Origin of the sequence: Streptomyces sp. OR43 (assembly GCF_008042275.1) — a bacterium.
In the GTDB taxonomy this organism is placed as follows: domain Bacteria; phylum Actinomycetota; class Actinomycetes; order Streptomycetales; family Streptomycetaceae; genus Streptomyces.
Map to the genome: position 1 here is coordinate 479,969 of NZ_RDBK01000025.1, position 24,323 is coordinate 504,291.

Consider the following 24,323-nt stretch of genomic DNA (forward strand, 5'->3'; position numbering starts at 1 on the left):
CTAGTTCCGGCCGATCGGGGCGAAGACCGCGTTCGTCAGGGTGGCCAGGTCCGTGGGGGACAGTTCGACCTCCAGGCCGCGGCGGCCCGCCGATACGCAGATCGTGGGGTGGGACCGCGCCGACGCGTCCAGCACCGTGGGCAGCCGCTTGCGCTGGCCCAGGGGCGAGATGCCGCCCCGGACGTACCCCGTGGTGCGCTCCGCCGCCGCCGGGTCCGCCATGGTGGCGCGCTTGCCGCCTGCCGCCGTGGCCAGGGCCTTGAGGTCCAGGGAGCCCGCCACGGGGACGACGGCGACCGTCAGCCGGCCGTCCACGTCGGCCACCAGGGTTTTGAACACCCGGTCGGGGGAGACGCCGAGCGCCTCGGCCGCCTCCTCGCCGTAGGAGGCCGCCGCGGGGTCGTGCTCGTACGCGTGCACGGTGAACTCCGCGCCCGCCGCGGTCAGCGCGACCGTCGCGGGGGTGCCGCCGGACTGGGGCTGCTTCTTCGGCTTCTTCGCCACGGGGGAGTGGCCCTCCGCTCGCTCAGTTGGGGTGGGTCGGGGCGCGGGTGAGTTCCACGGCCGGCAGCGACGGGAGGTGGCGGATGACGGCGGTCTCGGAGCGCAGGAGGGCCAGCTCCTCGCGGAGCCGGGTCGCGGTGTCCGGGGCCTGGAGCAGCCGCTGCTTGGCGGGGACGTCGAGGACCGCGGCGGCGGCCACCAGGTACGAGACGACCGACGGCTCGCCGGGCAGGTCCGCGCCCGTGGTCAGCGAACGCTCGCTCGCCCCCGCCAGCCGCTTCTGGTAGCTGCGGAAGGCCCGCAGGACGCCCTCGGCGAGTGTTTCCGCCTCCTCGCCCGGATCCTCGTCCAGCTCTTCGAGCTCGGCGGTGAGGAACGGGCCGCTCGCGTCCACGGACAGGATCCGCACGCGGCTGGTGCCGGTCGCCAGGACCTCGAAGCTGCCGTCCGAACGCTCCCGGATCTTCGCCGCGTCGGCGATACAGCCGACCCGGTGGAACGTCTGGACCGGGTCGGGGCCGAAGCCGTCCCCCGGACCGCGCTCGACGCGCACCGTCATGGCGTCCGGCATGCCCGAACCCGTCGGAGCGGTCTCGCGGCCGTCGCGGATCGCGACCACGGCGAAACGGCGCGGTTCGTCCTCATCGGTCTTCAGCAGCTCGCGCATCATGGCGCGATAACGCTCCTCGAAGACGTTCAGCGGCAGCACAAGGCCGGGAAACAGCACCGCGTTCAGCGGGAACAGAGGCAGGCGAGCGGTGGTCACAACGGTCAAGCGTAATGGCCGCGGGCCCGCCCCCGGTCGGCCCGGTGGCCGAGCGGCGTCCGGGAGGCCACCTTGAGCCGTACTCCGTCCCGTGCGTCGAGGAAACTGCCGAGCGGATCGTCGGACACGGAGGCCCACGGGAACGACGCCGCGTGGGGTCCGATCTGCCGGAACTGTTCCAGCGCCTCGCCCCAGCGGCCCCGCGCCACCAGCACGTACACGAGCAGATTGCGGACCTCGGCCGGCCATGGGTCGCCCGGTGCGAACGCGCCGGACAGCGAGATCGCCAGATCCGCCGCGGCGTCGATCCGTTCCTCCTGCACCGAGGTGAAACCGGCGCCCGGGCCTTCGGTCAGTACCGCGAAGGCGGCCCGCAGCGGCAGCGCCTGCACCAGGGAGCTGGGCAGCGAGTCCTCGGCGGCGCGCTCGGCGAAGTCGAAGCACTCGCGGTGCGAGCCGTACCAGGCGGCGGAGAGGTACTGGAGGGCGGCGACATGGCAGCCGTAGTGGTGCGTGGAGCGCTGGAGTGCCTGCTCCCACAGCGCCTCGAACGTCGTGTGCGTGGCATGCGTGCCGCGGGCGTGGTCCAGCGCGAGGCGCCAGGGCACCGGATCGCGCGGATCGCCCTCCGCGGCTGCCGTGATCATCGGCCCGACCGCGCGCAGCTGCTCGGCGCGGGCCGGCGACTCCCAGGCCCGCTCGACCGCGAGCTGGGCCTTGACGAGAACCGCGTCGCAGTCGCGCGGGGCGGCGGCCAGCCAGCCGCGGAGCCAGCCGTCGCGATTGCGGGCGAAGGCGACGAGCCGGTTCAGATAGCGGTCCCGGCTCTCCCATTCGGCGGCGTCCCGGGTCGTCGCCAACAGCTTCGCCGCCGGTTCGTACTCCCCGAGGGCGGCGGCCACCAGCGCGGGCGAGAGCCGCTCGTCGGGGGCGTCGAGCATCACCGCATGGTCCGCGGGCAACCCGGCGGACAGGTCCGGGGTGTGCCGGATCACGCGCGCGGTACGGAGCAGAGCGCGGAGGAAAGGCATGGTGCAGACCATTGAAAAGCGCTGGTCGGGGCGGGCGCCAGAGGGACGCTGTGAAGCTTTGGTGCCGAGTGGATGGGTTGCCCTGACCGGAGCCAAGAAAGAGTAAAGGAAATCGCGGAATCTGGCCTGTTCCTGTTGTTCCGGGTGAGAACGGTCGATGGTGCGTCCGATGCCCGAGCGCATCCGTTCGGGCCCCGTCGGGCCCGCCAGCACACGGCGCGCGGCCCGCGAGGCCGTCCGGCGGGCCGCGCGCCCCGGTCAGCCGCGGCGCAGCAGCCGTGAGGCGCCGGCCGCGACGGTGGTGGCCAGTATCCATCCGAGCATGACGAGGGCCGCCGCGATCCACTGCCAGTCGCCCTCCATCCGCCAGTAGCCGTCCTGGCCGAGGTCGATCACCGGCACCAGCAGATCCAGCGCGTACAGCGCGGGGTTCCACTCGGGGTGCTCGCTGCCCTTGAGCGAGGCCGGCTCGTACCGCGAGAAGGCCACCGTGCCCGCCGCCCACAGCACCGCCATCCAGACCGCGGCCCGCCCCGGCCGGTAGCCGTACGCCACCGTCCAGTCCTGGACGAAGCCCCAGAGCTTCGCGGCCGGTGGCAGCGTCTCGCGCCGGCGCCGCTGCTTGGCGAGCAGCACCTCGCGGGCGTCCGCGTCCTCCCCGCTGCTCCGGAGCACGGCGGCCAGCCGCTCGTACGGCTCCGGCACGTACTCGGGGGTAGCCGCCGCCACCCACTCCAGACGGCGGGAGAGCGGGAAGTGCCCGTACGGGACGAGGTTCTCGTACACGAAACCGCCCATGGCCAGTCCGCCCGGGCCCGGCCAGCTGGTCGACACGTCGATCAGGGTGACGACCTTCGCCCCGTTGAGCACCACCCGTCCCTGCGCCGGGCGCTCCGGATTGAAGCGCAGTTCCGGAGCGACTATGCGGCGCAGCGAAAGCTCCTCGTGGCCGGCCAGCACGAAGACGGCCTTGTGCAGATCGACCGCGTCACCGAAGCGCCCGTCGTCCAGCCGCACCCCGCCCCGGCACCGGAAGACCTGCGGACGGGTGCCGCGGGCCGGTGTCGGGGAGTTGGCGATGCCGTACGGGGGAGTGGTGCCCAGGTTGCCCGTGTCCACGCTGACCCAGGCCTCGCTCATGTACAGCGTCCGCTCCACACTCAGCTGCGGGGCGTTCAGCGCCCGGCGGCCCTGCGTCGCCCGCAGCCGGCTTCCGCGCAGACTCAGCGAACCGCCCACCTTCGCCCCGCGCAGGCTCAGCTCGCCGAGCGTCTCGATCATCTCGGCCTGAAGGTCCTGGGCGACCGTGAGCCCGTCTCCGATCAGGGCCCGCCCCTGCCGGTCGGGGCCGATGTCGATCTGGCTGATCAGCAGGTCCGTGCCGATCTGGGCGTCCGTGAGCCGGATGCCGCGCTCCACCCGGCAGCGCGGCAGGTGGAGGTCGCCCTCGGTGCGCAGCCGGGCCGCCTCCAGCCGGGGGATCGCACACCCGACCAGCCGCAGCGTCGTGAAGTGGCACTCGGGCAGCAGCACCTCCTCCTCGAAGCGGCAGCCCGTCATCTCCACGTACGGATCGACGCGCCCGCCCGCCAGATCGAGCCTGCCCGTGATCAGCAGCCCCCGGAGCTTCAGCGCCGCCACCCGGCCCGGCCGGGCCGGTGGACCGCTCAGCAGCAGCCGGGCGACGACCCGGGCCGCCACGCTGCGTTCGGGGCCCCAGACATGTGGGGCGAAGGGATCGTCGCGCACCCCGTCACGGGCGCGCAGGTCGTAAGTGGTTCCGGTCCTGAAGGACTGCCACATGCCCAGCTCTGCGGCGCTGAGGCCCTCCGGAAACTCCCCGTCGTGCGGTTCGGTCACCGACGCTCCCTCCGTTCGGAGCCGTAAATCGGTAATCCCCTTATTCCCTCTGAGTGACCGGCTGAACGCTCATAGTCAGCCGTCACACCGGGGACATGTATCAGCCAGTGATACGGGCGTCCGGGCGTCCGGGGCGGTCTGCGAGAATTGCGGTGTGATCTCTCGAATCGATCTGCGCGGCGATGCCCTCCCCGAGGGCGGCGCCCTGCGCGACCTGCTGCCCCGTGCCGAGTTCGACGTGGAAGCCGCCCTGGAGACGGTGCGGCCCATCTGCGAGGACGTACGCCATCGTGGCTCGGCGGCAGTGATCGACTGGGGGGAGAAACTCGACGGGGTGCGGCTCGGCTCGATCCGCGTCCCGGCCGACGCGATCACCGGCGCACTGGAGCGGCTCGACCCCGCCGTGCGCGCCGCCCTGGAGGAGTCGATCCGCCGCGCCCGTCTCGTCCACCGCGAGCAGCGCCGCACCACCCACACCACCCAGGTCGTCCCCGGTGGCACCGTCACGGAGAAGTGGGTGCCGGTCGAGCGCGTCGGGCTCTACGTGCCGGGCGGGCGTTCGGTCTATCCGTCGTCCGTCGTGATGAACGTGGTCCCCGCCCAGGAAGCGGGCGTCGAGGGCGTCGCCGTCGCCTCCCCGCCGCAGAAGGAGTTCGGCGGACTGCCGCACCCCACGATCCTGGCCGCCTGTGCCCTGCTCGGGGTGGACGAGGTCTACGCCGCCGGCGGCTCCCAGGCCATCGCCATGTTCGCGTACGGCACCGAGGACTGCCTGCCCGTCAACCTGGTCACCGGCCCCGGCAACATCTACGTCGCCGCTGCCAAGCGCCTCCTCAAGGGCCGCATCGGCATCGACGCCGAGGCCGGCCCCACCGAGATCGCGATCCTCGCCGACGCCACCGCCGACCCGGTGCACGTCGCCGCCGACCTGATCAGCCAGGCCGAGCACGACCCGATGGCCGCCGCCGTCCTGGTCACCGACTCCGAGGAGCTCGCCGCCGCCACCGAGGCCGAGCTGAAGCCGCAGGTCGCCGCGACCAAGCACATCACCGACCGGATCGAGCCCGCGCTGGCCGGCCGCCAGTCCGCGATCGTCCTGGTCAACGACCTGGAGGACGGCCTCAAGGTCGTCGACGCGTACGCCGCGGAGCACCTGGAGATCCAGACCGCGGACGCCGCGGCCGTCGCCGGCCGCGTCCGCAACGCCGGAGCGGTCTTCGTCGGCCCCTGGTCGCCCGTCTCCCTCGGCGACTACTGCGCCGGCTCCAACCACGTCCTGCCCACCGGCGGCTGCGCCTGCCACTCCTCGGGCCTGTCCGTGCAGTCCTTCCTGCGCGGCATCCACATCGTCGACTACACGCGCGACGCGCTCGCCGAGGTCACCCACCACGTGGTGACCCTCGCCGAGGCGGAGGACCTCCCCGCCCACGGCGCCGCGCTCAAGGCCAGGTTCGGTTGGAAGGTCCCACAGCAGTGACTCACAGCGACACCCCCCTGAACGCCTGGGACGAGCTCCCGATCCGCGACGAACTGCGCGGCCAGTCCCCGTACGGGGCGCCGCAGCTCGACGTACCGGTCCGGCTGAACACCAACGAGAACCCGTACCCGCTCCCCGACGCACTCGTCGACCGGATCGCCGAACGGGTCCGCGAGGCCGCCCGCGACCTCAACCGCTACCCCGACCGGGACGCCGTCGAGCTCCGCACCGAGCTCGCCCGCTACCTCACCCGCACCGCCGGGCACGAGGTCACCCGCGCCCACGTGTGGGCGGCCAACGGCTCCAACGAGGTCCTCCAGCAGCTGCTGCAGACCTTCGGCGGGCCCGGCCGCACCGCGATCGGCTTCGAGCCCTCGTACTCGATGCACGCCCTCATCGCCCGCGGCACCGGCACCGGCTGGATCTCCGGCCCGCGCAACGAGGACTTCACCATCGACGTCGACGCGGCCCGCGCCGTCATCGCGCGGGAGCGCCCCGACGTCGTCTTCATCACCTCGCCCAACAACCCCACCGGCACCGCCGTGGACGCCGAGACCGTCCTCGCGCTGTACGACGCCGCGCAGGCGGCCAAGCCGTCGATGGTCGTGGTCGACGAGGCGTACGGCGAGTTCAGCCACCACGCCTCGCTGCTCCCGCTGATCGACGGCCGCCGCCACCTGGTGCTCTCCCGCACCATGTCGAAGGCGTTCGGCGCCGCCGGACTGCGCCTGGGCTACCTCGCCGCGGACCCGGCCGTCGTCGACGCGCTCCAGCTGGTGCGGCTGCCGTACCACCTGTCCTCCGTCACCCAGGCCACCGCGCTCGCCGCCCTGGAGCACACCGATACGCTCCTCGGGTACGTCGCGCAGCTCAAGAGCGAACGCGACCGGATCGTCACCGAGCTGCGGGCCCAGGGCTTCGACGTCACCGACTCGGACGCCAACTTCGTCCAGTTCGGCAGGTTCGCCGACAGCCACACCGCCTGGCGGCACATCCTCGACCGGGGCGTCCTGGTCCGGGACAACGGCGTACCGGGATGGCTGCGGGTCTCCGCAGGGACCCCGGCAGAGAACGACGCGTTCCTCGATGCGGTACGCGAACTGAAGAAGGAGCACGACGCATGACTCGCGAGGCCCGCGTAGGAAGAGTGGAGCGGACCACCAAGGAAACCTCCGTGCTCGTCGAGATCAACCTCGACGGCAGCGGCAAGGTCGACGTCGCGACCGGCGTCGGCTTCTACGACCACATGCTCGACCAGCTCGGCCGCCACGGGCTCTTCGACCTCACGGTCAAGACCGACGGCGACCTGCACATCGACTCGCACCACACCATCGAGGACACCGCGCTCGCCCTCGGCGCCGCGTTCAGGCAGGCCCTCGGAGACAAGGTCGGCATCTACCGCTTCGGCAACTGCACCGTCCCGCTGGACGAGTCGCTCGCCCAGGTCACCGTCGACCTCTCCGGCCGCCCGTACCTGGTGCACACCGAGCCCGAGAACATGGCGCCGATGATCGGCGCGTACGACACGACGATGACCCGGCACATCCTGGAGTCCTTCGTCGCCCAGGCGCAGATCGCCCTGCACGTCCACGTCCCGTACGGGCGCAACGCCCACCACATCGTGGAGTGCCAGTTCAAGGCGCTCGCCCGGGCCCTTCGCTACGCCAGTGAGCACGACACGCGCGCGGCCGGCATCCTCCCCTCCACGAAGGGCGCCCTGTGACCGGCCTCAACACCGTCCTGATCCTGGTCGGCCTCTTCCTGGCCGGCGGGGTCTACTCCTTCTCGAAGCAGGGCATGCCCAAGGGCGTCATCGTGCTGCTCGGGATCGCCTCCGTGATGTGCCTCGTAGCGGGCGTCATGCGGATCCAGGGCCTCTGGGACTGAGGGAGCACACGTGGATACGAAGAAGAAGGTCGTCGTCTTCGACTACGGCTTCGGCAACGTCCGGTCCGCCGAGCGCGCCCTCGCCCATGTCGGCGCCGACGTCGAGATCACCCGCGACTTCGACACGGCGATGAACGCCGACGGGCTGCTCGTGCCCGGCGTCGGCGCGTTCTCCGCCTGCATGGAGGGCCTGAAGAAGGCCCGCGGCGAATGGATCATCGGACGCAGGCTCTCCGGCGGACGCCCCGTCATGGGCATCTGCGTCGGCATGCAGATCCTCTTCGAGCGCGGCATCGAGCACGGAGTCGAGACCGAGGGCCTCGACGAGTGGCCCGGCACCATCGGCCCGCTCAAGGCCGACGTCGTCCCGCACATGGGATGGAACACCGTCGAATCGCCCGAGGACTCCCGGCTGTTCGCCGGACTGGACGCCGAGGCCCGGTACTACTTCGTGCACTCGTACGCGGCGCACGACTGGTCCCTCGAAGTCACCAACGCCAAGATCCGTGCACCCAAGGTCACCTGGGCCACGCACGGCGAACGGTTCGTCGCGGCCGTGGAGAACGGCGCGCTGTGGGCCACCCAGTTCCACCCCGAGAAGTCCGGCGACGCCGGCGCCCAGCTGCTGACCAACTGGATCGAGACGCTGTAATGCCGAAGCTTGAACTGCTCCCCGCCGTTGACGTCCGCGACGGCCAGGCGGTCCGCCTGGTGCACGGCGAGTCCGGCTCCGAGACCTCCTACGGCTCCCCGCTCCAGGCCGCACTCGCCTGGCAGCGCTCCGGCGCCGAGTGGCTGCACCTCGTCGACCTGGACGCCGCCTTCGGCACCGGTGACAACCGGGCGCTCATCGCCGAGGTGGCCGGCGCCATGGACATCAAGGTCGAGCTCTCCGGCGGCATCCGCGACGACGCGACGCTCGCCGCCGCCCTCGCCACCGGCTGCCGCCGCGTCAACCTCGGCACCGCCGCGCTGGAGACCCCCGAGTGGGTCGCCAAGGTCATCGCCGAGCACGGCGACAAGATCGCGGTCGGCCTCGACGTCCGCGGCACCACGCTGCGCGGCCGCGGCTGGACCCGCGACGGCGGCGACCTGTACGAGACGCTCGCCCGCCTCGACTCCGAGGGCTGCGCCCGCTACGTCGTCACCGACATCGCCAAGGACGGCACGCTCCAGGGCCCCAACCTGGAACTCCTGAAGAACGTGTGCGCGGCCACGGACAAGCCCGTCGTCGCCTCCGGCGGCGTCTCCTCGCTCGACGACCTGCGGGCCATCGCCTCGCTCGTCCCGGCGGGCGTCGAGGGTGCGATCGTCGGCAAGGCGCTGTACGCGAAGGCGTTCACCCTCGAAGAGGCGCTGGAGGCGGTCTCCGTATGAGCGACTCCGTCAAGCGCGTCTCCTCCGGCGCCCCCTGGGAGGAGAAGTTCGGCTACTCCCGGGCGGTCGAACTCTCCAACGGGCTGGTGCTCGTGGCCGGCTGCACGTCGGTGGTGAACGGCCAGATCTCCGCGGGCAGCCCCTACGAGCAGGCCGTCACCTCCTTCGAGGTCGCCTTCGAGGCGCTGAAGCAGGTGGGACTCGGCCGCGAGGACGTCGTCCGTACCCGGATGTACGTCACGCACGCCCGGGACACCGACGAGGTCGGCCGCGCCCACAAGGAGCTGTTCGACGCGGTGCGCCCCGTCGCCACCATGATCATCGTGTCCGGCTTCGTCGACCCCAGCCTGGTCGTCGAGGTCGAGGTCGAGGCCTACCGGGCAGGTGCGTGATGACGCTCGCCGTACGTGTCATCCCCTGCCTCGACGTGGACAAGGGCCGGGTCGTCAAGGGCGTCAACTTCCAGAACCTGCGCGACGCCGGTGACCCCGTCGAGATGGCGAAGCTGTACGACGCCGAGGGCGCCGACGAGCTGACCTTCCTGGACATCACCGCGTCCAGCGGCGACCGGGAGACCACCTACGACGTGGTGCGCCGCACCGCCGAGCAGGTCTTCATCCCGCTCACCGTCGGCGGCGGCGTCCGTACCCCGGACGACGTCGACAAACTCCTGCGGGCCGGCGCCGACAAGGTCGGCGTCAACACCGCGGCCATCGCCCGGCCGGAGCTGATCCGGGAGATCGCCGAGCGCTTCGGGCGCCAGGTCCTGGTGCTCTCCGTGGACGCGCGGCGTACGCCTGCCGGCACCTTCGAGGTCACCACGCACGGCGGCCGCAAGGGCACCGGCGTCGACGCCGTCGAGTGGGCGCACCGGGCCGCCGAGCTCGGCGCCGGCGAGATCCTGCTCAACTCGATGGACGCCGACGGCACGAAGGACGGCTACGACACCGAGATGATCGCGGCCGTGCGCAAGCACGTGAGCGTTCCCGTCATCGCCTCCGGCGGCGCGGGCCGGCTCGCGGACTTCGCACCCGCCATCGACGCGGGAGCGGACGCGGTACTCGCGGCCTCCGTCTTCCACTTCGGCGATCTGCGGATCTCCGAGGTCAAGGGCGCTCTGCGGGAGGCAGGGCACCCGGTCCGCTGAGGACGTGCGGGGGAGCACCGGCCGTGAAGACCGGTGAAGTTGCCGATGTGCGGCACCGGGGTGCACCGCAACAGTGGCGACCGCCAGAGAACACCTGGCGGTTCCACGCGGTGCACTCCGAAGGTCCTCGGTGACAGTTGACGGGGGTCTCGGTCCCTGCCTGGCGTGGCTTCCCGCCACGACCGAGAGGATCCCCCCTCGTGCAGCACCTGCCCTCCGGCGACACCTCCCCGCGCCACCGGATGTCCAAGAGCCGCTCCCGCATCGTCAAAGGCCTGCTGGCCGCCACGGTCGCCACCGCGGGTCTGTGCACCGCGCTGATCCCGGGCGCCCAGGCCGCCGACAACCCGTACGAGCGCGGCCCGGCCCCCAGCAACTCGAGCATCGAGGCGAGCCGCGGCTCGTACGCGGTCTCTCAGACCAGCGTCTCCTCGCTCGGTGTCAGCGGCTTCGGCGGCGGAACGATCTACTACCCGACGTCCACCTCGGACGGCACCTTCGGCGCGGTCGCCATCTCGCCCGGCTTCACCGCCTACCAGTCCAGCATCGCCTGGCTCGGACCGCGGCTCGCCTCGCAGGGCTTCGTCGTCTTCACCATCGACACCAACACCACGCTGGACCAGCCCGACAGCCGGGGCCGCCAGCTCCTGGCAGCGCTGGACTACCTGACGAAGTCGAGCTCGGTGCGTACCCGGATCGACACCTCCCGGCTCGGCGTGATGGGCCACTCCATGGGCGGCGGCGGCACCCTGGAGGCGGCGAAGAGCCGCACCTCGCTGAAGGCGGCCATCCCGCTGACCGGCTGGAACCTCGACACCACCTGGCCCGAAGTCCGTACACCCACGCTGATCTTCGGTGCGGACGGCGACACGATCGCCCCCGTCGCCACCCACTCGGAGCCCTTCTACCAGTCGCTGCCGAGCTCGCTCGACAAGGCGTACGTGGAGCTGCGGGGGGCCACGCACTTCACGCCGAACTCCTCCAACACCACGATCGCGAAGTACAGCATCTCGTGGCTGAAGCGCTTCATCGACAATGACACCCGCTACGAGCAGTTCCTGTGCCCGCTGCCCGCGGCGAGCCTGACGATCGCAGAGTCGCGGGGCAACTGCCCGCACACCTCGTAGTTCCTGACAGCTGGTGAGGGCCGGACCGTGCACAGCGGTCCGGCCCTCGGCCGTTGGGGCGCTTCAGTCGTCCTCGGTGAGGAAGCCGGCGACAGCGGCGGCGAATCCCGGATCACGGACGGCGGTGAGATGGTCGCCGGGCAGCACCTTCAGCCGCGATCCGGTGAGGGCGTCGGCCAGCACCTCGGGGCGCACGGCGAGCGGATCGTCCGCCCCGGCGAGCACCAGCGTGGGTATCCGGATCCGTTCCAGCGGCAGCGGTGCCCGGTGCAGCGAGCGGAGTTGCGCGGCGAGCGCCAGGCGGTCGGAGCCAGTGGTGTCCGCCAGGACCCGGAAACCCCGGGTCCGTTCGGGGGCGTCGGCCGCGTCCTCGGCCGTCAGCGCGGCCGCCACCAGCTCAGGAGGCATGACCCGGGTGTCCAGCCCGCCCACCTCCACCGCGCCCGCGCCGATCCCGCCGACCACCAGCCGGGTGATCCGCTCGTCGCCGGCCGCCGCGAGCAGCGCCACGACCGCACCCATCGAGTAGCCCGCCAGATGCACCTCGCCGGCCCCGGTGCGGTCGATCAGCTGCCGTACGTCCCGGGCCATCACCGGCTCGCCGTACAGGGAGTCGTCGTGCGGCTTGTCCGACGAACCGTGCCCCCGGGCGTCGAGGGCCAGGACGTGGCGGCCCCGGGCCACCAGGGCCTCGACCACGCCGGGGCCCTCCCAGTTCAGCCGGGCATGGGCGGCGAAGCCGTGCAGCAGGATCACCGGGGGCAGCGCCGTCCGGGGCCCGCGGGACCAGGACCAGTAGCGCAGCGTCAGACCGTCGTCCGTGCGGAATTCATCAGTCATGGCCCGACATTACGGGCGGCCCGCGCGCGAACGGCCCCGCGCTGTGCGCCTGCACAGCCAAGTGCCGCCCGCCTTGGGAGCGCGCCCCGCAACCGGGCGGGGGCGGGGCGGGCCCGGACGCGCGTCTTCCGGCGCTGTTTACGCGGAAGTAACGTGCTGGTGTGACTCCATCGACGACCGTGCACAGTCCGCTCCGGCTGTACGGCCGCAGCGGTGAACTCGCCATTCTGGACACCCTGTTGGTGCGGCTGCGCAACGGCGACGGCGGCGCGCTGGTGCTGACCGCGCTGCCCGGCGTCGGCCGCACCGCGCTCCTGGACAAGGCCGTGGCCGCGCACCGCGAACGGCATACCGGCCCCGTGCTGTCCGCCACCGCGGCCCCCGCCGAACAACGGCTGCCGTACAGCGGGCTGCACGCTCTGCTCTGCTCCGCGCCGGGCCCGCTCCCCCTGCCGCCGGACCGGGTGCTGCGCGAGGGCATCGCCCCTGCGGAACTCCTCGTCCTGCTCCGCGAACTCGGTTCCGAGCGGCCTCTGTTGGTATGTGTGGACGACGCACACGCCTGGGACCCCGACTCGCGCGACGCCCTGGTCTTCGCAGCCCGCAGGCTCGGCGCGGGCAGCCGGGTCGCGGTGGTGATCGGGGCGGGTGACGAGACCAGTTTCGCGGGGCTGCCCGCGCTCCGGCTCGGCCCCCTCGACGACGATGCGGCGGCGGCCCTCCTGGACCGCATCACCGAGGCCGCCGGCGTCGCGGACCAGGTGGACCCGGTGGTCCGCGGCGAGCTCATCCGGGAGGCGGCCGGGAACCCCCGGCTGCTCGCCGGACTGGCCGCCCGGCTCACCCCCGGCCAACTGGCGGGCCGCACCCCTCCGCCGTATCCGCTGCCCGGCGCCGAGGACGTCCTGGAGGCGCACGCCGCCCGCCTGGACGGGCTGCCCCCGGACGCCCGCACACTCCTGCTGCTGGCCGCCGCGGCACACGAGCACGAGCCGGAGGGCGCCGGCGCCGAAGTCGCGCTCCTGCGCCGCGCCGCCGCCGCGGCGGGCCTCGGCCCCGCCGCGCTCGACCAGGCCCTGCTGAGCCCGGCCGGGACCGCCGGGGCCCTCCAACGAGCGGGCGACCGGCTCCACTTCAGCCACCCGCTGCTGCGCCGGGCGGTCCTGCACCGAGCCTCCCCGCAGCACCGCCGCGCGGTGCACGGCTTGCTCGCCGCGCTACTGACGCCGGCCCCGCCCGGCGCCCGAGGGCGGGTCCGCCGGCCACCGCGGCGGTCCGCGGGCGCGGGGAGCGGGGCACTGGGCCCCGCCGGTCAGACGGCCCGGCCCGGGGCCGGTGTTCCGTATGTGACGGCTCCCGGGCCCGCTGCCCGTTCAGGCGACGGCTGGGCGCCCCGTTCCGCCCTCCGTCCGGGGGAGGGGCYGGTGACGGGTTCGGGTCTGCGGGTGGTGGATGGGTCGGTGACCGGTTCGGGCCTGCGTCCGGGGGATGGGTCGGTGACCGGTTCGGGCCTGCGACCGGGGGATGGGTCGGTGACCCGTTCGGGCCTGCGCCCGGGTGGGGGGTGGGTGACCGGCGCGGGTGAGCGTCCCCTGGGCGGCCCGGCGCTGTCCCCTCAGCGCGGCGCGTTGCAGCCCGGCGCGTTGCAGCCCGGCGCGTTGCAGCGCGGGGCGTTGCCGCCGGGGGCGGGGTACCTGGCTGCCGGACCGGCCGGGCTGCCCGCGCTCGTCCAGCGGGCCTGCGCCGCCGAGGGGCCCGACGACGCGCTGGCCGACGCGCTGGAGGCGGCGGCCGTGGCGCCGCGGCCGTTTGCCGAGCGGGCCGCCGCGCTCGCCCGTGCCGCGGTGCTCTCCGGCGACGAGGCGGTGCGGGCCGCCCGGTTCGCCGCCGCGGCCGAGCACACCCGGCTCGCGGGAGACGCCGGCCGGGCCCGCGCGCTGCTGGCCCGGGTCGGCGCCCGCCCCGCGCACGACGGCGCGCACCTGGTGCGCGGACTGCTCGCCCTGCGCGACGGACCGGCCGCCGACGCCCACGAGGCCCTCCTCACCGCCGCGGCGCTGCTCGCGCCGCACGACCCGCGCCGTGCCCTCGACGCCCGGCTCGGCGCCGCCGAGGCCGCCTGGGCGATGGGGGACGCGCTCGCGTACCTCGACGCCATGACCCGGATGCCGGTCTCCGTGCCCGAGCCGGCCCTCGCCCAGTACTGCGACGGCATGAGCGCGGTGCTGTGCGGCCGCATCGCCGAAGGGCAGGCGCTGCTGCGCCGCTGCCTCGACTCGGCCGGCCGGGCGGACGACCCGGCCCAGCTGCTGCGCGGCGGGGTGTCGGCGCTGGTGCTGGGCGATGTGGACGCCGCCTGCCGGTTCGGTACCCGGGCGCTCGCCGCCGTACGGTCGGCCGGTCCGGAGGCCCTGCTGCCGCAGGCCCTGGAGCACCTGGCGTACGCCGAGCTGCGGGCCGGCCGCCATGCCTCCGCCCGCGCCCACGCGCTGGAGGGCCTGCACGCGGCCCGGCGTACCGGACAGCCCAACATCGGCTCCCACCTGCACGCCGTGCTCGCACTCGCCGCTTCCGTGGAGGGCGGCACGGAGGCCTGCGCAGCCCACGCCGACGCGGCGCTCGCAGGGGCGGGCCCCCACGGCCTCGTCCAGGCCGCGACCCTCGCCACCTGGGCGCTCGCCCGCGCGGATCTGGCGGCGGGCCGCTCCGGCGAGGCCGCGGCCCGGCTCGACCCGCTCGTGCGGCCCGGACCCCGGCGCGGGCACTTCGCCACCCGGATGCTCGCCGTACCGTGCTACGTCGAGGCGTCCGTCCTGGCCGGGCGGGCGGACCGGGGCAGGGGAGCGGACCCGGTCGCCGACGCGGTGGCGGAGTTCGCCGTGTGGGTCACGCGCACCACCGACCCGCAGGCCCCCGCCCAGCTCGCCCGCTGCCGCGCCCTGCTGGCGGCACCGGCAGATGTCGCCGGACGGTACGAGGAGGCGCTCGCCCACCACGACCGCGCGGGCGGCGACTTCGAACGCGCCCGCACCCAGCTGCTGTACGGGGCGTGGTTGCGCCGGCGCCGCCGTACCCGGGAGGCCAGGGGCCCGCTGCGGGACGCCCTGGTGGCCTTCGAGCGGTGCGGCGCGCGGGCCTGGACCGACAGGGCGAGCGGTGAGCTGAGGGCCGCCGGGGAGGCCGTGGAGGGCCCGTCCGCGGCGGGCGGCACGGATCCGCTGGCCGCGCTCACCCCCCAGCAGCAGCGCATCGCCCGATGCGTCGCCGAGGGGGCCACCAACCGTGAGGTGGCGCTGCGGCTGTCGGTGAGCACGCGGACCGTCGACCACCATCTGCGCAACGTCTTCGCGGCGCTCGGCGTGCGGTCCAGGACCGAACTGGCCAGGCTGCTGGACCGCTGACGGGTGCCGGTGAGGCGCCACCGGTTTCGGCTCCGAGTCCGGGAGGTTGCAGGACCGTGATGAGAAGTACGCCGCACACCTCTAGGTACCGACCGGGCGGTATGCCATTCTGCGGGCGTCAGGATGATTCGGTGTGCTCATGCCCAACGCCGGGCTGGGTGAACCGGAGCCGGTCGTTTTCTGGAGCCGGCCGAATCCCGGTGGAGGCCGCCATGCCGCAGGTCGTACGTTCACGGGTCAGGGCGCTGCACGGGCCGCCCCCCGTCGCGCCGATGCCGCGCCGCTTCCGTTCGCTGGCCGATCGCGAGGCCGTCGCCGTACTGCACCGGGCTGCCCGGGTGCTGATGGAGGCGCTGCCGGAGCTCACGGACCGGCTCGTCGAAGCGCTGCGCGAGCAGGAGCCCGCCTACCGCTCGGCCATCGAGGCCGACGCGGCGGAGATCTGGCAGGAGGTGCACCACTCGCTGCGCCACAACGTGGGATCGCTGATCCAGCCCCGGGAGTTCCGGGAGGCCGCCCACCGGACCTCCCGGCGGATCGGTGAGGCCCGGGCCGAGCAGGGCCTGCCGCTCGACGCGGTCCTGCACGCCTTCCGGATGGGCGGCGCGATGGTCTGGCAGGACCTGGTGGACGACACCGCGCGCCGCCACCCCGAGGACATCCGGCTGCTGGTGCACGTCGCTGCGGACGTCTGGAACTTCGTGGACGAGCACTGTGGTGTCGTCGCGGACGCCTACCGCCAGACCGAGCGCAGGCTGGCCTGGCGGCGGGAGAACCGCCAGCGCCTGATGACGGCGGCCCTGCTGGACGGCACCGCGCAGATCGCCGAACTGCCGGACGCCGCCGCGATGCTGGGGCTGCCGGAACACGGCAGGTACGCGGTGCTCGCGGTCTCCACCGCCCGCCGCGCCCCGCACGGCACCGCGCAGCCGCCCATGACGCTGCCCGCCGGCACGGACGCGCTCTGGCACCCGGGCCCGGACGCCGAGTTCGCGATCCTGCCGCTGTCCCGGGGCGAGGGTGCGGCGGAATCCGTCGCCCCGCTCACCGGACCGGCGACCGACGAGGAGGACGACGAGCAGCCCGGCGGACCTGTCGACGGGGACGCGGAACTCGCCGCGTTGGCCGCCGGGTTGTCCGCACCGCCCGGCAGCCGGGTCGGCATCAGCTCCGTCGTGGACGGACTGGCGGCCGTCGGGGACGCCCGGCGGCTCGCCGAGACCGCGCTGCGGGCCTGCCCGGCCGGAGGCGGGGTCGTGCTGCTCGACGAGCAGTTGCCCGCCGCCCTGGTCGTCTCGTCCCCGGGACTCGGCTCCGCGCTGGCCGCACGGGTGCTGGGGCCGCTGGACCGGCTGGATCCGGCCGACCGTGACGTGATCATCGAGACGCTCACGGCGTGGCTCGACTCGGACGGTTCCGCGCAGCGGGCGGGGGCCCGGCTCTACTGTCACCGCAACACGGTCCTGAACCGGCTGCGCCGTTTCGAGCAGCTGACCGGCCGCTGTCTGACCCGCCCGTCCGACGCGGTCGAGGTCTCCCTCGCCCTGACGGCCCGCCGACTGCTGGCGGGCTGACGGCCCGGCAGGCACTACGAGCCCGCGCCCACCGGGCGTCCGGACCGCCGGCGTCCGGAAGCCCGCACCGTCCGTGCCGTCGTCCGGTGGGGCGGTGGGGCGGTTGACGACGCGCCCGCGCCCACCGGGCGTCCGGACCGCCGGCGTCCGGAAGCCTGCACCGTCCGTGCCGTCGTCCGGTGGGGCGGTGGGGCGGCGGACGGCGTGCCCGCGTCCGGCCGGGCGTCCGGACCGCCGGCGCCCCGAAGCCTGGGACGACGTGCTCGCGTCCGCCGGGGTACCGGCCGAGGCGCTCGCGCCCCGGGCCGGTGGCCGGGGGCGCGGCAGGCGCGATGTGCTCGCGCACAGACCTCGCCCGCACCGGCTGTACCCGCGCAGCGCCCCCGCTCCGGCCGCTGTACGCAGCCCCGGCCGCCTGATGCCGTAACCGGCATGTCCTCAGCGCCCACGACACCCCGCACGCCTCGCGCCCCCGCGCGCGCCTGCGCACCTGCCGTCCCACCTGCCCCGGCTCCGGGACCGCGCCGGTGAGCGGCGGCTTCGACGCCCGGTCGCTGGCCGTGGTCGTCTTCCTCGGATTCGTCGCCGTGTCGCTGCTGCTGTGCGGGCTCGCCGCGGCGGACCAGGACGACCCGGAACACTTCTACGCGGGCGGCGGCTCCGCCCTCGGTCCGGCCGGGAGCGGGCTGGCCATCGCCGGGGACTACATCTCGGCCGCCACCCTGCTCTCCACCACGGGTTCGGTCGCCCTCGCCGGGTTCGACGGCATCCTCTTCGCCGCCGCCACGGTCGCCTCCCTGGTCCTGGTCATGCGGATCCTGGCCGAACCGATGCGCCGCAAGGGCGTGTTCACCCTCGGCGACTTCCTGGCGGACCGGCTCGGCGACCCGACCGTACGCCGCGCCCTGGGCATCACGACCCTGGTCGTGCTGGCCCCGCTGCTGCTGGTGCAACTCGCCACCGCGGGACGGGTCATGGCCTCCATGTTCGGGCTGCCCGACGGCGCGCTCACCAGCTGCACCGTCGCCAGCGGCGCCCTGATGGTCTGCTACTCGGCGGTCGGCGGCATGCGCGGCACCGGCTACATCCAGATCGTCAAGGTCGCGGTGGTGCTGGCCGCCGTGACCCTGCTCGCCGGGCTGGTGCTCGCCCGTTACGGCTGGAACCCCTTCGCCCTCTTCGACGCCGCCCAACAGGGCAGCGGCGCCGGCGGGTCCTACGCGCTCCCCGGACTGCAGTTCGGCCACACCTTCGCCGGCACCCTGGACCTCATCGGCTTCCAGCTGACCCTGGTCCTCGGCGCCGCCTGCATGCCGCACATCATGATGCGGCTGCACCCCATGCGCGACCGCTGGACCGTGCGCCGCGCCACCGTCTGGGCGGCGGCCCCGGTGGCCTTCCTGTGCGCCGGCGTCGTCGTGGTCGGCCTCGGGGCGTCCGCGCTGCTCGGCCACAAGATCATCCAGGCCGCGGACCCGGCGGGCGGCACCGCGCTCCTGCTGGTGACCGGCGCACTCGACCCGGGCGCCGACGGGCCGCGCGAGAGCCTGCTGTTCGCGTTCGTGGCCTGCGCGGTGTTCGCGACCACCCTGGCCGCCGTGGCCGGCATCACGCTGGCCGCCGCCTCCTCCGTCGCCCGGGACTTCGCCGCGAAGGCCCGCTCCCGTACGGCAGCCCGCTCCGACCGGTCCGCGGGGCGCGAGATCCTCCGCGCCCGCCTGGCCGTCGTCCTGACGGGCGCGCTCGCCGTCTACGTGTCGACGTACACCCACGACCGCAATCCGCAGGTGCTGCTCTCGCTCTCGTTCGCGGCCGCCGCGTCCGTACTGCCGCCGGTCCTGCTGTACGCCCTGTTCCGGCCGGGCTTCAACGCGCGCGGGGTCCGCTGGACGGTCTACGGCACACTGCCGCTCATCGTGTTCCTGATGGTTTTCTCGCCCGCGTTCTCCGGCACCCACATCGCGCTGTTCCCGACCCGCGACTTCCACTGGTTCCCGCTCCAGACACCGGGCCTGGTCACTATCCCGGCCGGATTCCTCCTGGGATACCTCGGCTCCCGCACCGGCCGCGGCGAAGCGGCCGGGCCGCGGCCGCACCGCGCCGCGTCCGTCACGCGGTAGCGGGCCGCGCCAGGCCCGCCCGCGCGGCTACATCCCGAGCTTCGCGGTCGTCAGCCGGCCGATCGCGTCCTGCTCGCCCTCCAGCTCCACCCGCGCCGCGTCCTGCCGCCCGAACGCGAACAGCAGCAGCTCACCCGGCTCTCCCGTCACCGTCACCACCGGGGTCCCCTTGTGCGCCACCGCCGTCTGGCCGTCCGGCCGGCGCAGCACCAGCCCCACCGGGGCCTTCCGGCCCAGGACCCGCGCCGCCTTCTCCGTACGCGACCACAGGACGTCGGCGAAGACCGGGTCCAGCTCCCGCGCCGACCAGTCCGGCTGCGCCCGGCGGACGTCCTCCGTGTGCACGTAGAACTCGACGGTGTTCGCCGCCTCGTCCAGCTGCTTCAGCCCGAACGGGGACATCCTCGGCGGACCCGTTCGGATGAGCTGGATCAGTTCCTCGTACGGCTTCTCGGTGAACTCGGTCATGACCCGGTCACGCCGGTTCTTCAGCGGGCCGATGACCAGCCCCGCGGCCGCGTCCGGCCGCCGCTCACGCACCACCACATGGGCCGCCAGATCGCGGGCGGTCCAGCCGTGGCAGAGGGTCGGGGCCTCCGGGCCCACGGCCTCCAACAGGTCGGCAAGCAGAAGTCGTTCGCGCTTCGCATGGGTCGACATGCCCGCCAGCGTACGACCGCCGTCCGCCGTCCGCCCAGTGGACGCACACCCGAATGCGCTCCGTACCCACGGCACAATGGGCACATGACCAGCACGCCCACGCCCGGCACGCCCCGGCCCGCCAGCGACCTCGACCCCGCCATCGCCGCCCGTCTCAAGCGCGGCGCCGACGGGCTGGTCCCGGCCATCGCCCAGCAGTACGACACCGGCGAGGTGCTGATGCTCGGCTGGATGGACGACGAGGCGCTGCACCGCACGCTCACCACCGGCCGCTGCACCTACTGGTCGCGCAGCCGCCAGGAGTACTGGGTCAAGGGCGACACGTCCGGCCACATCCAGCTGGTCAAGTCCGTCGCCCTCGACTGCGACGCCGACACGGTCCTCGTCAGGGTCGACCAGACGGGCGCCGCCTGCCACACGGGCGACCGCACCTGTTTCGACGCCGACGTCCTGTTCCCCGGACAGTAGGGTCTGCCGCCATGGACCTCGACACCTTCCGCAAGCTGGCCGTCGACCGGCGCGTCATCCCCGTCACCCGCCGGCTCCTCGCGGACGGCGACACCCCGGTCGGCCTCTACCGCAAGCTCGCGGGGGAACGCACCGGAACCTTCCTCCTCGAATCCGCGGAGAACGGCCGCACCTGGTCGCGCTACTCCTTCATCGGCGTACGCAGCGCCGCCACGCTCACCACCCGCGACGGCGAGGCCCACTGGCTCGGCACCCCGCCCGTCGGCGTCCCCGTCGACGGCGACCCGCTCCGGGCCCTGCGCGCGACCATCGAGACCCTCCACACCCCGCACGACCAGGAATCCGGGCTGCCGCCCTTCACCGGCGGCATGGTCGGCTACCTCGGCTACGACATCGTGCGCCGGCTCGAGAAGATCGGCGAGAGCGGCGGCGACGACCTGAAGCTCCCCGAGCTGACGATGCTGCTCACCTCCGACCTCGCCGTCCTCGACCACTGGGACGGCAGCGTCCTGCTGATCGCCAACGCGATCAACCACAACGACCTGGCCACCGGCGTCGACGAGGCGTACACCGACGCCGTCGCCCGGCTCGACGCCATGGAACGGGACCTGAGCCGCCCCGTCGAGAACGCTCCGGCCGCCCTCCCGCCCTCCGAGCTCCCGCCGTACACCGCCCTGTGGGGCGGCCCGGCCTACCAGGACGCCGTCGAGGACGTGAAGGAGCGCATCCGGGCCGGCGAGGCCTTCCAGGTCGTCCCCTCCCAGCGCTTCGAAACCCCGTGCACGGCCAGCGCGTTGGACGTCTACCGGGTGCTGCGCGCCACCAACCCGTCGCCGTACATGTACCTCTTCCGCTTCGACGGCTTCGACGTCGCGGGCTCCAGCCCCGAGGCCCTCGTCAAGGTCGAGGACGGCCGCGCGATGGTCCACCCGATCGCCGGCACCCGGCATCGCGGCGCCACCCCCCAGGAGGACCAGGCGCTCGCCGACGAACTCCTCGCCGACCCGAAGGAGCGCGCCGAGCACCTGATGCTCGTCGACCTCGGCCGCAACGACCTGGGCCGGGTCTGCGAACCCGGGAGCGTCGAGGTCGTCGACTTCATGTCGATCGAGCGGTACTCCCATGTGATGCACATCGTGTCCACCGTCACCGGCAAGGTCGCCGAGGGCCGCACCGCCTTCGACGTCCTGACCGCGTGCTTCCCGGCGGGCACCCTCTCCGGCGCCCCCAAGCCGCGCGCCATGCAGATCATCGAGGAGCTCGAACCCACCCGCCGCGGCCTGTACGGCGGCTGCGTCGGCTACCTCGACTTCGCCGGGGACTCCGACACCGCCATCGCGATCCGCACCGCCCTGCTGCGCGACGGCACGGCGTACGTCCAGGCCGGAGCCGGGGTCGTCGCCGACTCCGACCCGGTCGCCGAGGACACCGAGTGCCGCAACAAGGCCGCCGCGGTGCTGCGCGCCGTGCACACCGCCAACCGGCTCGGCGGCAACTGAGCGCATCCGGCAACGGGGGCGGCGACGCGGGCTCCTTTCGCCGCCCCCGTTGCCGGATGCCCCGAGACGACCGGCACACGGGGCGCGGTCGGCCTCTGCGGGGCCGTAAGGGATAGTGGAGTACGTGAGCGCTGTCCCCGTACCCCAGCCCCGTGCCGAAGCCGCCACCGCGCCCGACAGCGCGGGAAGCCGCCGAAGCCTGGCCGCCGGCCTGCTCCTCGGGGCAGCCGGAGCCACCGTCGTGCTGCTCGCCTCCGGGCAGACCTGGGCCGGGGGCAAGGCCGCGGTCGGCGGCGGCACCCTGGCACTGAACGCCGAGGGGCAGGACGTCACCGGCCTTCCCGCGGCCCTCGCCATAGTCGGCCTGGCCGCGCTCGTCGCCGTCTTCGCCGTCCGCGGCGCCGGCCGGCTGGCCGTCGCGGGACTGCTGGCCCTCAGCGGCTTCGGCGCCGCGCTGAGCGCCTTCCTCGGCGCGTCCGACAGCGCCGCACTGGACGAGAAGGCCGCGCAGACCACCGGCGACACCTCCGCCACCATCCACGCACTCAGCCACACCGCCTGGCCCTACGTCACTGCGGCCGGCGGCCTGCTGATCCTCGTCGCCGGGCTGCTCGCCCTGCGCTTCGGCAGCCGCTGGCCCACGATGTCCGGAAGGTACGAGCGCGATGGCACCCCGCGCCCCCGCAAAACGCCGTCGATGATAACGCCGTCGATGATCTCGTCGAGCACACTCACGCGAGAGGCCCCCTTCCGGGACGTTGACAGGGGAACAGGATGGGACATCCCGATGGTATCCGCAGGAGGCCAATGGGCCCGCATCCGCCTGGCGGATGTCCCACTACCTGGGCATTCACGGCGCCAGCGCCGATCCGAACGCCAGGCCCGCCGCCGTCATGGCGGGCGTCGTCGCCGCCTTCGCCTATGTCGGCACCGTGGACCCCAACGAACCCGGGCACTACCCCGTCTGCCCGCTGCTCCGGCTCACCGGCATCTCCTGCCCGGGCTGCGGCGGACTGCGCAGCGCCCACGCCTTCGCGCACGGTGACATCGCGGCGGCATTCGGCTCCAACGCCGTCGCCGTCATCGGGTACGTGGCCTTCGCCGTGCTCTGGGCGCTCTGGATGGTCCGCGCGGCCGCCGGACGGCCGGTGCGGATCGAACCGAAACCTGTCCACTGGTGGGCGATCGGAGCCGTACTGCTGGTCTTCACGGTGGTGCGGAACCTGCCGTTCGGATCGGCGCTGGCGCCGTGAATGCCCAGGTAGTGGGACATCCGCCAGGCGGATGCGGGCCCATTGGCCTCCTGCGGATACCATCGGGATGTCCCATCCTGTTCCCCTGTCAACGTCCCGGAAGGGGGCCTCTCGCGTGAGTGTGCTCGACGAGATCATCGACGGCGTTCGCGCCGACCTCGCGGAGCGGCAGGCGCGCGTCAGCCTCGACGAGCTCAAGGAACGCGCGGCGCGCGCTCCCCAGGCCAAGGACGGAGTCGCCGCCCTGCGCGGCGAGGGCGTGACCGTCATCTGCGAGGTCAAGCGCTCCAGCCCCTCCAAGGGCGCCCTTGCCGCCATCGCCGACCCGGCCGCGCTCGCCGCGGACTACGAGGCCGGCGGCGCGTCCGTCATCTCGGTCCTCACCGAGGAGCGCCGCTTCGGTGGATCGCTGGCCGACCTGGAGGCCGTCCGCGCCAAGGTCGACATCCCGATCCTGCGCAAGGACTTCATCGTCACCTCGTACCAGCTGTGGGAGGCGCGCGCGTACGGCGCCGACCTCGCCCTGCTGATCGTCGCCGCCCTCGACCAGGAGGCCCTCGTCTCCCTGATCGAGCGTGCCGAGTCCATCGGCCTGACGCCGCTGGTCGAGGCCCACGACGAGGAGGAGGCGGAGCGCGCGGTGGAGGCCGGCGCGAAGATCATCGGCGTCAACGCGCGCAACCTGAAGGACCTCAAGGTCGACCGCTCCACCTTCGAGCGCGTCGCACCCGAGATCCCGGACCACATCGTCAAGATCGCCGAGTCCGGCGTCCGCGGCCCGCACGACCTCATCGCCTACGCCAACGCGGGCGCGGACGGTGTGCTGGTCGGCGAGTCCCTGGTCACCGGCCGCGACCCGCGGGCGGCCGTCGCCGACCTGGTCGCCGCCGGCGCCCACCCGGCGCTCCGGCACGGACGGAGCTGACCCAGGGCCTTTCGTTGGGATCGAGCCGGGCTCGTGGGCCCCGGCACGCGCACCTGCCGCGTCGTCGGCCGCCAGTGCTCGCGGTGACTCCCTCCTCCGCCTTGCAGCCGCACGCACCGGACCCGCTCCCGATCCGGCCTGATCCGAACGAAAGGCCCTGCCCGTGACCCCCGACCGTTCCGCGCTCCGTCCCCGGGCGGGCCTGTGCCCCGCTCGGGCACGGCGGACGCTGGGACGCGACCCGCACGCGCCGCTGGCGCGCGGCWGCCGCCCCCGCGGCTGCCGCGCCCCCGCCCGCCGCGTGCACGGACGGCGGGTGCGGTACGTGATCGGCGACGAACCAGGACAGGTCAACGGCATGCGATGGCGCACGGGGTCCGCGCAGTAGAGCGAGCCCCGGCCGTCGC

23 protein-coding genes and 1 pseudogene are annotated in these 24,323 nt (G+C 73.6%); 18 read left to right on the forward strand and 6 right to left on the reverse strand.

Features of this window, described 5'->3' with window-relative positions; all coding sequences use genetic code 11:
- The 4 genes from ybaK to EAO72_RS14890 form a co-directional block, all read right to left on the reverse strand.
- Complete coding sequence (gene ybaK, locus EAO72_RS14875; RefSeq protein WP_148017762.1) at nt 1-504, reverse strand: Cys-tRNA(Pro) deacylase; 504 nt, start codon at nt 502-504, stop codon at nt 1-3.
- A 22-nt stretch (nt 505-526) separates the two neighbouring features.
- Nucleotides 527-1,270, reverse strand: a complete 744-nt coding sequence (locus EAO72_RS14880; protein WP_148017763.1) for an LON peptidase substrate-binding domain-containing protein — start codon at nt 1,268-1,270, stop codon at nt 527-529.
- 5 nt (nt 1,271-1,275) lie between these two features.
- The gene (locus EAO72_RS14885) at nt 1,276-2,313 is read right to left on the reverse strand and encodes a hypothetical protein (protein ID WP_148017764.1); all 1,038 of its coding nucleotides are present in this window, start codon (nt 2,311-2,313) and stop codon (nt 1,276-1,278) included.
- A gap of 246 nt (nt 2,314-2,559) precedes the next feature.
- Nucleotides 2,560-4,161: an oxidoreductase gene (locus tag EAO72_RS14890; RefSeq protein WP_148017765.1), complete on the reverse strand. Its 1,602-nt coding sequence runs from the start codon at nt 4,159-4,161 to the stop codon at nt 2,560-2,562.
- A gap of 154 nt (nt 4,162-4,315) precedes the next feature.
- Here EAO72_RS14890 and hisD point away from each other — a divergent pair, with 154 nt between their 5' ends.
- From hisD to bdeA, 9 genes are all read left to right on the forward strand, one after another.
- The gene (hisD, locus tag EAO72_RS14895) at nt 4,316-5,638 is read left to right on the forward strand and encodes a histidinol dehydrogenase (protein ID WP_148017766.1); all 1,323 of its coding nucleotides are present in this window, start codon (nt 4,316-4,318) and stop codon (nt 5,636-5,638) included.
- Nucleotides 5,635-6,762: a histidinol-phosphate transaminase gene (locus tag EAO72_RS14900; RefSeq protein ID WP_148017767.1), complete on the forward strand. Its 1,128-nt coding sequence runs from the start codon at nt 5,635-5,637 to the stop codon at nt 6,760-6,762. Before hisD ends, EAO72_RS14900 begins: the two co-directional genes overlap by 4 nt.
- On the forward strand, nt 6,759-7,361 hold the full coding sequence (gene hisB, locus EAO72_RS14905) for an imidazoleglycerol-phosphate dehydratase HisB (RefSeq protein ID WP_148017768.1): 603 nt from the start codon (nt 6,759-6,761) through the stop codon (nt 7,359-7,361). The genes EAO72_RS14900 and hisB overlap by 4 nt, the downstream gene beginning before the upstream one ends.
- Nucleotides 7,358-7,525, forward strand: coding sequence for a hypothetical protein (locus EAO72_RS41945; protein WP_168713658.1), 168 nt, complete (start codon nt 7,358-7,360; stop codon nt 7,523-7,525). The genes hisB and EAO72_RS41945 overlap by 4 nt, the downstream gene beginning before the upstream one ends.
- Nucleotides 7,526-7,535: 10 nt before the next feature.
- Nucleotides 7,536-8,177, forward strand: a complete 642-nt coding sequence (gene hisH / locus EAO72_RS14910) for an imidazole glycerol phosphate synthase subunit HisH (RefSeq protein ID WP_148017769.1) — start codon at nt 7,536-7,538, stop codon at nt 8,175-8,177.
- On the forward strand, nt 8,177-8,902 hold the full coding sequence (gene priA, locus EAO72_RS14915) for a bifunctional 1-(5-phosphoribosyl)-5-((5-phosphoribosylamino)methylideneamino)imidazole-4-carboxamide isomerase/phosphoribosylanthranilate isomerase PriA (RefSeq protein ID WP_148017770.1): 726 nt from the start codon (nt 8,177-8,179) through the stop codon (nt 8,900-8,902). The genes hisH and priA overlap by 1 nt, the downstream gene beginning before the upstream one ends.
- Complete coding sequence (locus EAO72_RS14920; protein WP_148017771.1) at nt 8,899-9,294, forward strand: RidA family protein; 396 nt, start codon at nt 8,899-8,901, stop codon at nt 9,292-9,294. The genes priA and EAO72_RS14920 overlap by 4 nt, the downstream gene beginning before the upstream one ends.
- Nucleotides 9,294-10,049: an imidazole glycerol phosphate synthase subunit HisF gene (gene hisF, locus EAO72_RS14925; protein ID WP_148017772.1), complete on the forward strand. Its 756-nt coding sequence runs from the start codon at nt 9,294-9,296 to the stop codon at nt 10,047-10,049. Before EAO72_RS14920 ends, hisF begins: the two co-directional genes overlap by 1 nt.
- A 242-nt stretch (nt 10,050-10,291) precedes the next feature.
- On the forward strand, nt 10,292-11,176 hold the full coding sequence (gene bdeA / locus EAO72_RS14930) for a bis(hydroxyethyl) terephthalate hydrolase (RefSeq protein WP_148017849.1): 885 nt from the start codon (nt 10,292-10,294) through the stop codon (nt 11,174-11,176).
- A 63-nt stretch (nt 11,177-11,239) separates the two neighbouring features.
- Here bdeA and EAO72_RS14935 read toward each other — a convergent pair whose 3' ends face one another.
- Nucleotides 11,240-12,016, reverse strand: a complete 777-nt coding sequence (locus EAO72_RS14935; RefSeq protein ID WP_148017773.1) for an alpha/beta fold hydrolase — start codon at nt 12,014-12,016, stop codon at nt 11,240-11,242.
- Between the two features lie 161 nt (nt 12,017-12,177).
- Between EAO72_RS14935 and EAO72_RS14940 the strand changes: the two genes are divergently transcribed.
- From EAO72_RS14940 to EAO72_RS14950, 3 genes are all read left to right on the forward strand, one after another.
- Nucleotides 12,178-15,417 (forward strand): AAA family ATPase, encoded by a 3,240-nt coding sequence (locus EAO72_RS14940; protein WP_261991471.1) that lies wholly within the window; start codon nt 12,178-12,180, stop codon nt 15,415-15,417.
- A 212-nt stretch (nt 15,418-15,629) separates the two neighbouring features.
- Nucleotides 15,630-16,991, forward strand: coding sequence for a PucR family transcriptional regulator (locus EAO72_RS14945; protein ID WP_148017774.1), 1,362 nt, complete (start codon nt 15,630-15,632; stop codon nt 16,989-16,991).
- A 527-nt stretch (nt 16,992-17,518) separates the two neighbouring features.
- Nucleotides 17,519-19,111, forward strand: a complete 1,593-nt coding sequence (locus EAO72_RS14950) for a sodium/solute symporter (protein ID WP_148017775.1) — start codon at nt 17,519-17,521, stop codon at nt 19,109-19,111.
- Nucleotides 19,112-19,138: 27 nt separating this feature from the next.
- On the opposite strand, the gene EAO72_RS14955 is transcribed toward EAO72_RS14950, so the two are convergent.
- On the reverse strand, nt 19,139-19,771 hold the full coding sequence (locus EAO72_RS14955; RefSeq protein ID WP_148017776.1) for a TIGR03085 family metal-binding protein: 633 nt from the start codon (nt 19,769-19,771) through the stop codon (nt 19,139-19,141).
- An 84-nt stretch (nt 19,772-19,855) separates the two neighbouring features.
- Between EAO72_RS14955 and hisI the strand changes: the two genes are divergently transcribed.
- The 6 genes and pseudogenes from hisI to trpM all read left to right on the forward strand — a co-directional run bounded on the left by hisI (nt 19,856) and on the right by trpM (nt 24,304).
- Nucleotides 19,856-20,239: a phosphoribosyl-AMP cyclohydrolase gene (gene hisI, locus EAO72_RS14960; RefSeq protein WP_148017777.1), complete on the forward strand. Its 384-nt coding sequence runs from the start codon at nt 19,856-19,858 to the stop codon at nt 20,237-20,239.
- An 11-nt stretch (nt 20,240-20,250) separates the two neighbouring features.
- Complete coding sequence (locus EAO72_RS14965) at nt 20,251-21,738, forward strand: anthranilate synthase component I (protein ID WP_148017778.1); 1,488 nt, start codon at nt 20,251-20,253, stop codon at nt 21,736-21,738.
- A gap of 115 nt (nt 21,739-21,853) precedes the next feature.
- Nucleotides 21,854-22,432, forward strand: a pseudogene (locus EAO72_RS14970) (TIGR02234 family membrane protein); the annotation flags it as partial.
- Nucleotides 22,433-22,568: 136 nt separating this feature from the next.
- A complete protein-coding gene (locus tag EAO72_RS14975; RefSeq protein WP_148017779.1) occupies nt 22,569-22,991 on the forward strand; it encodes a DUF2752 domain-containing protein in 423 nt (140 codons plus the stop codon).
- 115 nt (nt 22,992-23,106) lie between these two features.
- Nucleotides 23,107-23,916 carry an indole-3-glycerol phosphate synthase TrpC gene (gene trpC, locus EAO72_RS14980; protein ID WP_148017780.1) on the forward strand — a complete coding sequence of 270 codons (810 nt, stop codon included), beginning with the start codon at nt 23,107-23,109 and terminating at the stop codon, nt 23,914-23,916.
- 202 nt (nt 23,917-24,118) lie between these two features.
- Nucleotides 24,119-24,304: a tryptophan biosynthesis modulator TrpM gene (gene trpM, locus EAO72_RS43045; protein ID WP_148017851.1), complete on the forward strand. Its 186-nt coding sequence runs from the start codon at nt 24,119-24,121 to the stop codon at nt 24,302-24,304.
- The last annotated feature ends 19 nt before the right edge of the window (nt 24,305-24,323 follow it).